12 protein-coding genes are annotated in these 12,630 nt (G+C 31.6%); 4 read left to right on the top strand and 8 right to left on the bottom strand.

Features of this window, described 5'->3' with window-relative positions; translation table 11 throughout:
- Nucleotides 1-1,215: 1,215 nt before the first annotated feature.
- The 5 genes from M890_RS0112090 to xerA all read right to left on the bottom strand — a co-directional run bounded on the left by M890_RS0112090 (nt 1,216) and on the right by xerA (nt 6,936).
- Nucleotides 1,216-2,514: an APC family permease gene (locus M890_RS0112090; protein WP_028283787.1), complete on the bottom strand. Its 1,299-nt coding sequence runs from the start codon at nt 2,512-2,514 to the stop codon at nt 1,216-1,218.
- A 232-nt stretch (nt 2,515-2,746) separates the two neighbouring features.
- Complete coding sequence (locus tag M890_RS0112085; protein WP_028283786.1) at nt 2,747-3,511, bottom strand: hypothetical protein; 765 nt, start codon at nt 3,509-3,511, stop codon at nt 2,747-2,749.
- Nucleotides 3,512-3,664: 153 nt separating this feature from the next.
- On the bottom strand, nt 3,665-4,357 hold the full coding sequence (locus M890_RS0112080) for an RloB family protein (protein ID WP_028283785.1): 693 nt from the start codon (nt 4,355-4,357) through the stop codon (nt 3,665-3,667).
- Nucleotides 4,350-5,612: an AAA family ATPase gene (locus tag M890_RS0112075; protein ID WP_232219152.1), complete on the bottom strand. Its 1,263-nt coding sequence runs from the start codon at nt 5,610-5,612 to the stop codon at nt 4,350-4,352. Before M890_RS0112075 ends, M890_RS0112080 begins: the two co-directional genes overlap by 8 nt.
- A 193-nt stretch (nt 5,613-5,805) precedes the next feature.
- Nucleotides 5,806-6,936 (bottom strand): site-specific tyrosine recombinase/integron integrase, encoded by a 1,131-nt coding sequence (xerA, locus tag M890_RS0112070; RefSeq protein ID WP_028283783.1) that lies wholly within the window; start codon nt 6,934-6,936, stop codon nt 5,806-5,808.
- A gap of 188 nt (nt 6,937-7,124) precedes the next feature.
- Between xerA and M890_RS0112065 the strand changes: the two genes are divergently transcribed.
- Complete coding sequence (locus M890_RS0112065; protein ID WP_316929350.1) at nt 7,125-7,409, top strand: hypothetical protein; 285 nt, start codon at nt 7,125-7,127, stop codon at nt 7,407-7,409.
- A gap of 82 nt (nt 7,410-7,491) precedes the next feature.
- Here M890_RS0112065 and M890_RS0112060 read toward each other — a convergent pair whose 3' ends face one another.
- Together M890_RS0112060 and M890_RS0112055 are read right to left on the bottom strand one after the other, a co-directional pair.
- Nucleotides 7,492-8,067 carry a DUF2911 domain-containing protein gene (locus tag M890_RS0112060; protein ID WP_028283781.1) on the bottom strand — a complete coding sequence of 192 codons (576 nt, stop codon included), beginning with the start codon at nt 8,065-8,067 and terminating at the stop codon, nt 7,492-7,494.
- Between the two features lies 1 nt (nt 8,068).
- A complete protein-coding gene (locus tag M890_RS0112055) occupies nt 8,069-8,866 on the bottom strand; it encodes a DUF6503 family protein (RefSeq protein WP_028283780.1) in 798 nt (265 codons plus the stop codon).
- 144 nt (nt 8,867-9,010) lie between these two features.
- Between M890_RS0112055 and M890_RS0112050 the strand changes: the two genes are divergently transcribed.
- The 3 genes from M890_RS0112050 to M890_RS0112040 all read left to right on the top strand — a co-directional run bounded on the left by M890_RS0112050 (nt 9,011) and on the right by M890_RS0112040 (nt 11,996).
- A complete protein-coding gene (locus M890_RS0112050) occupies nt 9,011-9,469 on the top strand; it encodes an RNA methyltransferase (protein WP_028283779.1) in 459 nt (152 codons plus the stop codon).
- 27 nt (nt 9,470-9,496) lie between these two features.
- Entirely contained in the window at nt 9,497-10,378 is an 882-nt protein-coding gene (era, locus tag M890_RS0112045; protein WP_028283778.1) for a GTPase Era, read from the top strand.
- A gap of 88 nt (nt 10,379-10,466) precedes the next feature.
- Nucleotides 10,467-11,996: a choice-of-anchor I family protein gene (locus tag M890_RS0112040; protein WP_028283777.1), complete on the top strand. Its 1,530-nt coding sequence runs from the start codon at nt 10,467-10,469 to the stop codon at nt 11,994-11,996.
- Between the two features lie 58 nt (nt 11,997-12,054).
- On the opposite strand, the gene M890_RS0112035 is transcribed toward M890_RS0112040, so the two are convergent.
- Nucleotides 12,055-12,552, bottom strand: a complete 498-nt coding sequence (locus tag M890_RS0112035; RefSeq protein ID WP_028283776.1) for a hypothetical protein — start codon at nt 12,550-12,552, stop codon at nt 12,055-12,057.
- Nucleotides 12,553-12,630 lie beyond the last annotated feature (78 nt).

The raw sequence follows: 12,630 nt of genomic DNA, 5'->3' as shown, positions 1-12,630 counted from the left end.
AACGTTAGGTGTAAGTTTAGGTTTGTTAAATCCTTACGGTAAATGTAATGTAAACAGCCATGGTTAACAAACTTAAATTTACACGTTGTTGTATATCAGTATATTAATTTTTTTATTTTAACCATCAAAAATTTAATATACTGAGTCCAGTAGCCGAAACTTGGCAAATCAAACACCACTATTTTAAAGAGGCTTTTCGGTCTTTTATTTATAGTCAACCGACTATGGATTGAAGATAAAGGAGCGCCTATTTATAGGAAGGATCCCAGCGTGTTTAAACTAATCCGTTCCTGAACACTTGACTTTGTCAAAATTTTTCACGAACTTTATCAAGCACGTTAATGTGACAACATTCAGATAGTGTAACTCTCTATGATGCCTGCATCTAGTGCTTGGATAAATCTCCAATTGTCAATTCCGATTTATTTTTTGTTTAAACACGCTGGGATCTGGCAATACCCTATATGGCTACCTTTACACGCTTTAAAATATCCGATGAGTTTTGGACTATTGTATACAACGTGATTGTATATGGTTTGTTGCGTGTTTAAGCACCTAATTTAGCAAAAAAAAACCGAATAGAAAATCCGCGAGGATTTTCGTAAGTAGGCTAGAACTAGCAATAAATTATATACGGTGTTGCCATTTCGTTGTTTTTATTCAGAATTGTAATTGTTTGACTTTATTCCGTTTTGAGATTTTCTAGATTTTGAGTGAATTCGGTCAGCGATTTATTTCGCAAATTTTTTCAATTCCGATTGAGTGAGTAATTATAGAGCTTGCTAAATTCCGCATAATTCGGTTTTGGTTTCGATTCCGTAAATAAGACTAAAAGTTTGTTATGATTTTCATTCAGTCAAGAATTTCTGTTTTTAATTATTTTTTCAATAGATTTTTGTCTATTACGCCATAAATTGCTCCGAAGCCAACAATTGTAAATATGAATTGCAGAATATTAAGAATAATTTCAGATTTTACATAAACACCAATATGTGGTTTAATCATTAATGTTAAACCGAAGCTAAACACTATAGATATAATTCCGACTAATATTTTTAAAATCATTTTATTCATTTTTTGAGTGCGTTCTGCCAATGAATGGCAACGGTCTCGTATAAGAATAGTAGCGGATTTTGAAACGCTTACTTTTCGATTAAACACAGACCTTTTTTATATTTACTTTCTTTGATTTTAGCGATTAAACCGCTATTATTTTTATACATTGTTGGGCACAGTTTTCTTTTTTTCCGTCTTTTTATAAATCCACTCCATTAAAAAACAAAATCCAATAATTACTATTGAAATTATGACACCAATAGTGTTTGAAGCGTATTGTTGATTAATCAAAATGATTGTAGCAATAATACATAAAACAAAACCTATCAACGGGATTGTTTTACGACTACCTGTTTCTTTAGATAATCGATATCCAACAAGATTAACAATGCCGAAAATGAGTAAAAAGCCAACACTACCTGCTGTCGATATACTTTCTAGTTTTAGTACGTTCACTAAAATTAATGTAGCAACAGCAGTAATTAATAAACCAATTGGTTGGTTCCAAAGTTTTGCTAAAAAGTGATGCGGTAGTTCATCGTCCTCAGCGATTTCGTAATTGACTTTACTCCCTCCATAAAGAGATGCGTTAATTGCAGAAAACGTTGAAATTAACGCAGCAACTGTAATAATAGAAAAACCAATTTTTCCTAACATCGGTTTAGCCGCTTCGGCTAAAACATAATCTTGTGCTGTTGCTATTTTCGCGAATGGGAGCGAGCCTACAGTGACTGAAGCAATAATGATATAAAGCACAATAACGAAAATCACAGAATAGTAATAGGCTCTTGGTATATTTTTTTCAGGATTTATTATATCAGGTGCTGCGTTTGCAATAAGTTCAAACCCTTCATAAGCAACAAAAATAACCATTCCGCCAGCAAATAATTTAATAGGTGCTTCCCATTGAGAAACTGCTAATTGCGCTACATTTGGATTGCCAATCAAGCCATATGCACCTATAAAAATAAAGGAAATCAGAATTACCAATTTGATAATTACCGCATAAGATTCTATTTTACCAACTACAGCAATGCTATAATAGTTAATAACAGAAGCTAAAATAATAATTGCACTTGCATAAATGTGGAAATCAATCGTTTTGTTATGAGTTAATTCTAAAAGGTTTGGTGCGTATGACCCAAATGCTGAAGCATAAAGTGAAAGCATAATTATATAGCTTATCCACAACAGATTATTAATTCCGCCACTAAAGATTGTTCTTCCGAAGCCTTGGTTAATAAATTTAACTGTTCCACCTCTGTCAGGATATTTTTGTGATAGTTTAACGTAACTGTACGAAGTGATTAATGCTAAAATACCGGCGAATAAAAAGGCAATTGGTGTTCCGCCTTTTGCGAGAGATACCGCAAGTCCTAGGACTGCAAATATTCCTCCACCAACCATTCCTCCAATTCCGATAGAAATAGCTTCTTTTAAACCTATCTTTTTACTCATATAGTTTGGTTTTCAAATTGTGCCCAACGGTTTGTGTATGGAACGTAGCGTATAAATATACACAAAACTTTCGAATTATCACTGAGCCAAATCTGCGATTTGGCATTTACATTTTTCTTTTTTCTAATGCCAAATCGCAGATTTGGCGGACTTTCAAATACACACAAACTTTCGATTTAGCACTTACTAGCTATGTTTTATACATTTTGTTGTGCAACGTTTTTTATTTTCTTTACCACGAATGAAAGTAATACATAAAACTTCCATCGTTTTTTAAATATAGCGTAAATCTTTCTCCTTCCGAATACATATGAGCAACTGTCGCAACAGAATTATATTCCATTGGGTTTTCGGTAAAATGTAATTCGGTCAAATTTCTGTCCAATAATCCTGTAATTGCCTTTCGCCAAATTATATTTTCGTTTTTGTCTTTACTTGTAAGTATTGTTTTATCATCAGCCTTTGAAATAACTAAAGTTCCAAATTCAGTTTCCTGCGTTTTACTTGGCTTTAATTCCGATTCTTTTTTATAATCAACTCCGTAAAAAGGCCCATCATCAAAAGTTGTGGTCATTTTCGGCAAATAATCAATGTTTTCTACTTGAGAATAGAAGTCAGTTCGTAAGAAATCAATTTTTTCAGCGATTGATTTTTGTAGAAATTCGGTCGAGTCAATTTCTCTAATTTTCAAATAGATTTCGGAAATTTTATTAAAATAACTTGTATCAATATTTTTATTGCAACTCGGATGATATTCCTTTAATTGATAGACAATCATTGGAATAATGAAATTAGTTTTAATTTCAGATTGTCCTCTGTCTTTAGCAAAATCCATTTTCGATAGTCCATCAAGTTCAGATTCTGGCCATTTTATAGTTTCCATTTTGTCTAACCCAAAAAAGTCGAGATACTTTATTTCATAACAGTCTTTAGATTTTTGTCCAAATAAAGTCAGATTTATAGCTAAAAATAATATTGTTAAAATTCGATTTCTCATTTTTTGGTCAAATGTTGCACAACGTCTCGTATAAGAATAGTAGCGGTTTTTTAAGCACTAACTTTTCGGTTAAACACAGATTTTATTATATTTACTAACTTTCGTTTTAGCAATTAAACCGCTATTATTTTTATACATTGTTGGCAATAGTACTTATTTTCTTTTGCTTTTATTAAGGTAATTTACTAGTTCATAAACTAATGAAACAGGGTTTTGTTTATGAAATGGTAAATCAGATTGCTTTTTAAAAAGTTTTTCAGCACGTTCTATAGCATCCTTTTGTGAGGCATTTTCATCATTTTCTAATTTGGAATAAATTGCTTGACAAAATTTATAAGTTTTACCATCCTTTTCATAGTTTAAATTCCATTGCTCTCCTAGAAACTTATAATAGAAAGTTCTGTGATGTTTCTGTTCGGTATAATTAAAATGTAAATAAAACCATAATTCAAAAGAATCATTTGAGTATGCTATATTATATCCTAAAGATTGACCTTTAGTAATTGCGTTATCAAAATCAGAAAATTCTTTTTCTCCTTGTTTAAAGTCCATATCAAAAACACACCAAACTTCATCATATTTTGTGTCACTATTTTCAATTATTGAAGTTGTCGATTCTATTAGCTTTAATTTGCTTTGACCTTTTAAATCTATTGCTTCTACTGTGAGAGTTAAAACTGGGAATGATTCAAAATATAGTTTTTCAGTTTGTCCCTCTCCAACTATTAAAATTGTTTTATTTGTTTCTTTTATTTCGATTTGATATAAGGACGCATCTACTTTTTTGAGCCAAGCTTTTTGAGCTTTTACATCTGTTTTCTTAATGGCTTTAGTTTTTTTAGGCATCGTCCTCAGTATTAATTAGTTTACTGAAATCTCCCAAAAATGGAATGGCACCATACTTTCCTTGAATATAGTCTTTTTCAAATGATGCGGTATTTCTAATTCCTTTAAATTGAATCAATGAATATAAATGACTTGCACCATATTTGTCTTTCTCTACAAACTCAATTTGGTCTCGTCTTAACAAGTCCGAAGATAAAAGGTTGGTGTCGTGAGTAGTAAAAATAAGTTGAGAACCTGTATTTTCAACTGAGTTAAATAATTCTAGAATTCTCCTAGTCAATAAAGGGTGAAATCTAGCATCAAATTCATCTATAATAATAGGTCTTTTACTTTTTAGGGCATCATAAATAAATGGACTTAACTCAAACAGTTTTTGAGTTCCTTCTGATTCGTGGTCACCAAAAGCAAACGATTCTGTTTCATTAGAAACTAGATTTTTATCATATTTTTTCCTAGTTGAAATAAGCAATTTTCTTTTTTTCTTATTGTCAAAATCTTTGCGGATTTCTTCATCAACATCTTTTGGTAAGTCATCAGATGAAATTTCGATTGCATTTACGTCTTCAATACCAATATCTCCATATTTAAGAAAGTCAAGAATGTATTCCTTTTTTTTATTATCATTTAGAGAGTCTCCAGCATATCTATACATTCCTTGATGACCTAAACCACTAATTACAAAAATTGAAGCAAAACTATCAATTAGTTGTTTTGATAATTTACCAAATCCAAACGTTGCTAGTGTAGAAAGAAATAGAGAATTATTTCTGAAAATTTCATTTTCATCTGTATCATCATCTAATAAACTTAACAATTTATTTCCTTCGCTGTAATTTGTTTTATCAAGTTCAATTATTTCTTGATTATCTCTAATAAAAAATGGAAGCTCTCTATCTTTTGGTTTTCCGTATAGCCATTCTGCTGTAATGTTTTCATCATCTGCCTCAAAACCGTAACGATATTTTGTGTTTTTATACCAAAAAATGATTTGAAAAAAAGTAGGCTCGTTTTCAGTCTCTGTAGATAGTTTAAATGGTTCAGTAAAATTTAAGACTTTTTCATCTTTAACAGATGTCCTCACAATTCTAATGAATGAAACGAAAGCTTTGATGATGTTACTTTTTCCACTAGCATTTGCTCCATAAATAGCTTTAGATTTTAGAAAAGAAATATCTTCATTGTTTTTTCCTTCAATCACATTATTTCTGTCAATGCTTTCTTTTTTTGACTTTACTTTGGCTGCTGAAAGATTCAAGGTTTGAATATCCTTGAATGATTTAAAGTTCCCAAAACTAAATTCTTGAATTTTCATCTTAAATTAAAATTTGCTTTTATTTTGCAAATATATAAATAAGAATTGATTGAGTATGAAATTTATCAAATTGTTTTTGGTATTATTGCCAACAATTGAATAAACTCCCAAGGGAGTTTATTCCTATTATATATACCTACAAATCTAATGGATTTTTTATTAAGTTAAAAGTATTTGTGGCAACATGAGTGTATATTTCTGTTGTTTTTGACGAGTTATGACCAAGTAGTATCTGTATATACCTTAAATCTGTACCAGATTCTAGGAGGTGAGTCGCAAAACTATGTCTTAACACATGTGGTGAAACTTTAACTTTTAGTCCAGCTTTTGCTCCTGCATTACTTACAATTTTATAAACACTATTGGCATTGTATTTTTTACCTCTTACGCCTTCAAATAAATAATCTTTTGGTTGGTATTGCTTAAAATACAGTCTTAAATCTTTAAGAATATTATGTGATAATAACGTGTAACGATCTTTGTTTCCTTTGGATCCTAATACTTTTATTACCATACGTTTGCTATCAATGTCTTGTGGTTTTAAACTTAATAATTCGCTTCGACGTAATCCAGCCGAATAGAGTAGGCTAACAATACATTTATGTTTTATGTTGTTGGTGGATTCAATAAGTTTTAAAACTTCTATTTTGGATAATACAATTGGTAGTTTAGCTTCTTTCCTAGGTCTTTCAATTGCATAAAACCGGTTTGGCATGCCTAAAACAACTTCGTAATAAAACTTTATGCTATTTATAGCTTGATTAATGTAAGAGTTGGAGTGTTTGCTTTGTACTAGCATTTGTATGTAGTTGCGTATGTCTACCTCATTTAAACTATCTATATTTTTGTTTTTATGGTAATTTATAAATCTTTCAAAGCAAGACACGTAGGATTTTACTGTGTTATTAGCGTATCTTTTTAATTCTAATTTCTGAAAATAGGATTCTGGACACGACTTCAAGTTTGTGGGTAAATCTCGTTTTCTGTACCATTCAACATTAAAATCTTCATCCAATTGTTTGGATTTAGTAGTCTGAAAAAAGTATTTTCCATTAATCCAGGCAACGCCTCTAAATAAATCAAAAATTGCACTTAAGTTATTTGATGTGTTTTCAATATGATGCATATTAAACTCATCTGTCCATTGTAAACCTGGTAATTCTTTTATTAATGAATTTAATACCTTATCTGAGTAAAATTGTAGTCCAATATATTTTTTGTTATCTATTAGCAAATGCTTAAGTGTGATGTGTTTTTTTAGCTCCATGGTCAATATTAGTTATATTTATGTATATAGTTGTATATTAAGCGTTTATTAAACGTATAAATAACTATTAGATTTTTTTTTCTATGGAACAAAACAGAGTTTGTCAGGCTTGTAATAAGGTGATTTCGGGTCGTTCAGATAAAAAGTTTTGCGATTCTTATTGTAAAAGCTCCTTTCATTATCAAAAAATGATAGAGGATACACCTAAGTTTTATAGTCGTGTGGATAAGCAATTAAAGCTAAATAGACGTATTTTAAAAATTTACAATAAAGCAGGGAAAGTAACGGTTAGATCTAACGTAGTATTAGATTTAGGGTTTGATCCTAATTTTTTTACGCATTACTGGAAAAACAATAAAGATGAGGTGTATTTGTTTGTTTACGAGTTTGGTTTTATGAAAAAAAAGGAGAGCGGAATAGAGAAGTATGTATTGGTAAAATGGCAAGATTATATGTTTAAAAAGCAATTGTAGTATAAAATTATATAGTATATAAATAGCGTTTAAACAAAAAAAAAGCCTCGCAAATAGCAAGGCTTTTTTTAGCAAGTAATTTTTATTTTAAAGTAATAGGAAACTCGGCAAATGTTAAGTCCCAACCAATTTTTAAGTGTACTGTGTCTTCTGATGCTTTATATAACGCGATAGACAGGTTTTCAATTTCTGTTTCACTTTTAGCAACTGGTACGCTTATGCTAGCAACATCTTTACTATCATCGTAACCATAATTTCCCCAACCATCTAAACCTGTATTTAGTTTAAGTGTCCACTCGTTAGCTGTAGGAATAATTATAATAGAATATCTTCCAGCTTTAATTTGTTTTCCACCAACAGTAACATCGTTTAAAAATAATATCTCAGTAGACTCATTAGCACCAACTCGCCATGCTTCTCCAAATTTTAATAAACCTCCAAAAATATCTCTGCCTTTTTTTGCAGGTCTAGAGTAAGTTACTCTAATTTGTGGCTCCATTGCGGCTTGTTTAGTTGCATCTTTTTCAAACGCTCGTTTTGGTGCATTTTCTGGATAGTAGGCACGATCCATTGGGCTTTTATCCATTTTTGCAAACTCTTGTGCATTGACAGAGGTTCCTGTTAATACAACTGCGATAATAAATAGTAATTTTTTCATTTTAGTTTTTGTTTAAATTAATTATGTTCTCGGTTTTTATTTCTGAAAGTTTTTCAAGCACATCAGCTTCATATAATCTAGGTAGCGTTTGTAATGCAGTACCAACATCTGCTTTATAATTTATATAATCCTGAAACGTTATGCCATCAATAACACGACTGTTATAAGCGCTTCTAAATCTTACACCACCTTCATTGACATGATAACTGTAGGCTAAATAGTCAATTTTATTAGTGTCCTTATTTATCCAATAATAAAATTGGTCGTCAAAGTCTTGTCCACCACCTGCTTCATTAAAAGTAATTTGTATGACTGCATAGTCTTTGTTTTTTATAGTAGTAGCTTCAACATAACTAGCATTAACAGCAGGATCATTTAATTTGTAAGGTAACATAGCAAAATAAATAACCGAGTTTATCGCTCCTGAGCCATCCACAATTTCCTTTTCCGTTAGTGTAACTGCTTTATTATTTAAAAGTCTTGAAAATGTAGTATTAGTCAATATATCTTGGATCGTATCGTTGTCCTTTATATACGTTTTAGTGTACTTATAATTAGAACCTTCATTTTTAAATTGATACTGCTTATCTCTAAAAGTAAACGCATAATGTGCAGTTTGGTATAAGTCGCCACCATGAGCCAAAATAGTTTTATTTATAATTTGCTGCGCTTTACTAAGGGTAGTCGTTGTTACTGTTGTACTATCTATGACTGTTGCAGTATTACTAGTGTTACGCTCTTTACAGGACGTGTTTAAGGCTAGTAATAGTAGTATAATAACAGGTCTTAAAATGGTCATTGGTTAATTTTTAGATGAAATTACAATTTTTGTCGTTTTAAAAACAAGACCTTTCAGTTAATTAGTAAAATTTTATGATAGCTTCCATCATGGATATGTATGACGAAGTGTTTAAAATGTACTTAAAAATTTTACTTTTGTAACATGGTAGATAATTTTGAAAACGAATATTTTGGTATAGGTATCCAAAACGGAAAAACACCAGAAAACTTAGGTGTCCTTTGGCGTACTGCACAAAATTTAGGCGCAAGCTATATTTTTACAATTGGTAATAGGTATGCTAAACAAGCTTGCGATACGCATAATGCAGTCAAGTCAATGCCATATTTTCATTATGATACCTTTCAGGATTTTTATGACAACATCCCTAAAGGTGCGCGATTAGTAGGTGTAGAGCTGGATGATACAGCAGTAGATCTAGAAACCTTCCATCATCCTAGACGTTGTGTCTATTTATTAGGTGCAGAGGATCATGGATTATCTAAACAAGCGATAGAAAAAAGCCATTTTTTGGTTAAATTTAAGTCGCAATTAAGCTTAAATGTATCTGTTGCAGGAAGTATTGTGATGTATGATAGAGGAATAAACAAACCAAGGTCGTAACTTTGCGGTCTATTAAATAAGATTAAGATGACACATAAAGCAGGTTTTGTAAATATTATTGGTAATCCAAACGTAGGTAAGTCAACACTTATGAATGCCTTTGTAGGCGAAAAATTGTCCATTATTACCTCTAAGGCACAAACCACAAGACACAGGATTTTAGGGATTGTTAATGGTGAAGATTTTCAGGTGATACTAAGTGATACACCAGGAATTATAAAACCAGCTTACGAGCTGCAAGCCTCTATGATGGATTTTGTTAAGTCCGCTTTTGATGATGCAGACATCCTTATTTATATGGTCGAGATTGGTGAAAAAGAATTAAAAGATGAAGCGTTTTTTAATAAAATTACCAATGCTAAAATTCCGGTGTTACTGTTACTAAACAAAATAGATAAATCTAATCAAGAGCAGTTAGAAGAGCAAGTACAATCTTGGGCTACTAAAGTTCCAAATGCAGAGATTATTGCTATTTCGGCTTTAGAAGGGTTTAATGTAAAAGAAGTTTTTGACCGTATTATCGAATTATTGCCAGAATCACCAGCTTTTTATCCAAAGGATCAATTAACAGACAAACCAGAACGCTTTTTTATAAACGAAACCATTCGTGAAAAAATCTTAATGCATTATAAAAAGGAAATCCCTTATGCAGTAGAGATTGATACAGAAGAGTTTTTTGAAGAAGACCAAATTATTAGAGTAAGATCTGTAATTATGGTAGAGCGCGAAACCCAAAAAGGGATTATAATTGGACATAAAGGAAGCGCTTTAAAACGTGTAGGTGTAGAGGCTAGAAAGGATCTAGAAAAATTCTTTGGTAAGCAAATTCACTTAGAGCTTTACGTAAAAGTTAATAAAAACTGGAGAAGCAACCAACGTCAGTTAAAACGTTTTGGTTACAATCAATAGCATATTTTAATGTAATCGTTGCGTTGACTTAACTTTAGGTTAAACTTGATGTTTCACTTTTATGGTTTATAAAAAAACCAACTAAAAAATGAAACATTTAAAAAAGTCAGTACTATTATTTTCAGCCTTAACATTATTTAATTGTGCAAACGATGATGACGCTTCAGTAGATTTACCAACAGTAAATACTAATGTTAACTTTACGTATAAATCCACAATTAATGTTGGAGGAGAGGCTGCTGCCGAAATTTCTGCATATGATAAAACAACCAAAAAGTTGTTTGTTACTAATGCCGAAAGTAATGAGATTTCTATTTACAACCTTACAGATTTAGAATTGCCAACTCAAGAAGCATCCATTAGCTTAAGTGGTTTTGGTGCACCAAATAGTGTAGCAGTTTTTGATGGTAAGTTAGCAGTAGCTGTTGAGGCTTCAATTAAACAAAATCCAGGACAAATAAGAGTGTATAATACCGCTGATGCCTCTTTAAATAATACCTATACAGTTGGTGCGTTACCAGATATGGTTACATTTTCTAAAGATGGTAATTTTATTTTATCAGCTAATGAAGGTGAGCCAAATGCAGATTATACCAACGATCCCATGGGAACGGTAAGTATTATCGATTTAAATAATAACACAGTTACAACATTAGATTTTACAAGTTTTAATAGCCAAGAGGCTGCTTTGGAGGCCAATCATTTTAGAGTAACAGGATTAAATGCAGATCTAGCAAAAGACGTCGAGCCAGAATATATTACAGTGTCAGAAGACTCGCAGACAGCTTGGGTATCGCTTCAAGAAAATAACGGAATTGCAAAAATTAACCTGCTAACAAAAACCATTGAAGCTATTTTTCCTTTAGGTTATAAAGACCACATGTTACCTCAAAATAGTTTGGATGCTAGTAATGAGGATGGCGTAACCCAACTAAAAAATTGGCCAGTTAGAGGTTTGTACCAACCAGATGCTATTGTATCTGTTAGAATAAACGGAACAGATTATGTAATTTCTGCTAATGAAGGTGATGCAAGAGAATATGAAGGTACTCCTGGATTTATAGACATTGACAGAGTTAAAGATTTGACTTTAGATGCTACTATGTTTCCTGTGTCAGAGGATTATCAAAACGAAGCTAATTTAGGTCGTCTAAATGTTATGTTGACAGAAGGCGATATTGATAACGATGGTGATTATGACTATTTGTATAGTTATGGTGCGCGTTCGTTTTCTATCTGGAGTGCAAATGGAGCTTTAGTGTATGATAGTGGTAATAGTATTGCAACGCAAACCTTAGCAGCTACACCAGAAACTTTTAATGATGAAGATAAACGAAGCGATGATAAAGGAGCAGAACCAGAAAGTGTTGAAGTTTTAAATATTGGTAACCAACGTTATATTTTATTTGTTGGTTTAGAGCGTACAGACCAAATTATGGTGTATGATATTTCCAATCCAAATGCACCTGTGTTTTTATCCATTTTATCACATGCTGGTGACGAGGCTCCAGAAGGTCTGTTAGTTATTTCTGCAGTAGATAGCCCAACAGGAAAAGACTTGCTAGTTGTGTCTAACGAGGATAGTGGTACAGTAACCTTTTACGAAAATCAACAATAAGAAATATAAGATATAATCGAATTTTTAAAAAAAGCTTCAGTGTGTACTGAAGCTTTTTTTATTCATCTAAAACACTACTCATAAACGTGTAAAGTGCTGTCATTTCTTTTTGGTTGGACGTTTTGCTTAAACGACCAGAAAAATATAACAAAAACCATAGTATAATCATACCTACAATTCCCCAAACTTGTAATTGATAATCTACTTTTAAAGCATAATTGGAATAAGCCCAAATACAAAATGCGATAAATAATCCAGCGACTAAAAAATGTAAAAACATAAATAATGTCCAAACCGTAGGATTAGGACCAAAAAGCCCATACAGCTGACTTTTGTTGTTTTCTAGTGCATTTATCTCTAAATGTAATTGTGGAGACCAAAATTGTTGCTGCGCTTTTGGTAATTTAATAAACACATGGTCATCCACTCTAGACACAATAAATTGCTTCTGGTCCAGTCGTTTAGCTTCAAAAGCTTCTAAAACAGACGTATGTGATTTATTTAATTCTATCTTAAATCGTGGTCGCAGCACGACTTCATTTAAATTTTCGTTCATAATTATCTCATAATGAAAGTAAAATACTATTTTTTCTCAAACTAAACACTACCTTTGCACTCGCTTACAGGATATGTA

It is taken from the genome of Olleya marilimosa CAM030 (genome assembly GCF_000518485.1).
Classification (GTDB): Bacteria; Bacteroidota; Bacteroidia; order Flavobacteriales; family Flavobacteriaceae; genus Olleya; species Olleya marilimosa.
The sequence above is the reverse complement of the archived record's forward strand: the minus strand, read 5'-3'. Positions and strand labels throughout refer to the sequence as shown.

Bases quoted from the DNA above. Each gene is read 5' to 3' on its own strand.
- xerA (WP_028283783.1), bottom strand. From the start codon at position 6,936: ATGGAGCTAAAAAAACACATCACACTTAAGCATTTGCTAATAGATAAC.
- M890_RS0112085 (WP_028283786.1), bottom strand. From the start codon at position 3,511: ATGAGAAATCGAATTTTAACAATATTATTTTTAGCTATAAATCTGACT.
- M890_RS0112040 (WP_028283777.1), top strand. From the start codon at position 10,467: ATGAAACATTTAAAAAAGTCAGTACTATTATTTTCAGCCTTAACATTA.
- M890_RS0112050 (WP_028283779.1), top strand. From the start codon at position 9,011: ATGGTAGATAATTTTGAAAACGAATATTTTGGTATAGGTATCCAAAAC.
- M890_RS0112055 (WP_028283780.1), bottom strand. From the start codon at position 8,866: ATGACCATTTTAAGACCTGTTATTATACTACTATTACTAGCCTTAAAC.
- M890_RS0112060 (WP_028283781.1), bottom strand. From the start codon at position 8,067: ATGAAAAAATTACTATTTATTATCGCAGTTGTATTAACAGGAACCTCT.
- M890_RS0112090 (WP_028283787.1), bottom strand. From the start codon at position 2,514: ATGAGTAAAAAGATAGGTTTAAAAGAAGCTATTTCTATCGGAATTGGA.
- M890_RS0112080 (WP_028283785.1), bottom strand. From the start codon at position 4,357: ATGCCTAAAAAAACTAAAGCCATTAAGAAAACAGATGTAAAAGCTCAA.
- M890_RS0112065 (WP_316929350.1), top strand. From the start codon at position 7,125: ATGATAGAGGATACACCTAAGTTTTATAGTCGTGTGGATAAGCAATTA.
- era (WP_028283778.1), top strand. From the start codon at position 9,497: ATGACACATAAAGCAGGTTTTGTAAATATTATTGGTAATCCAAACGTA.
- M890_RS0112035 (WP_028283776.1), bottom strand. From the start codon at position 12,552: ATGAACGAAAATTTAAATGAAGTCGTGCTGCGACCACGATTTAAGATA.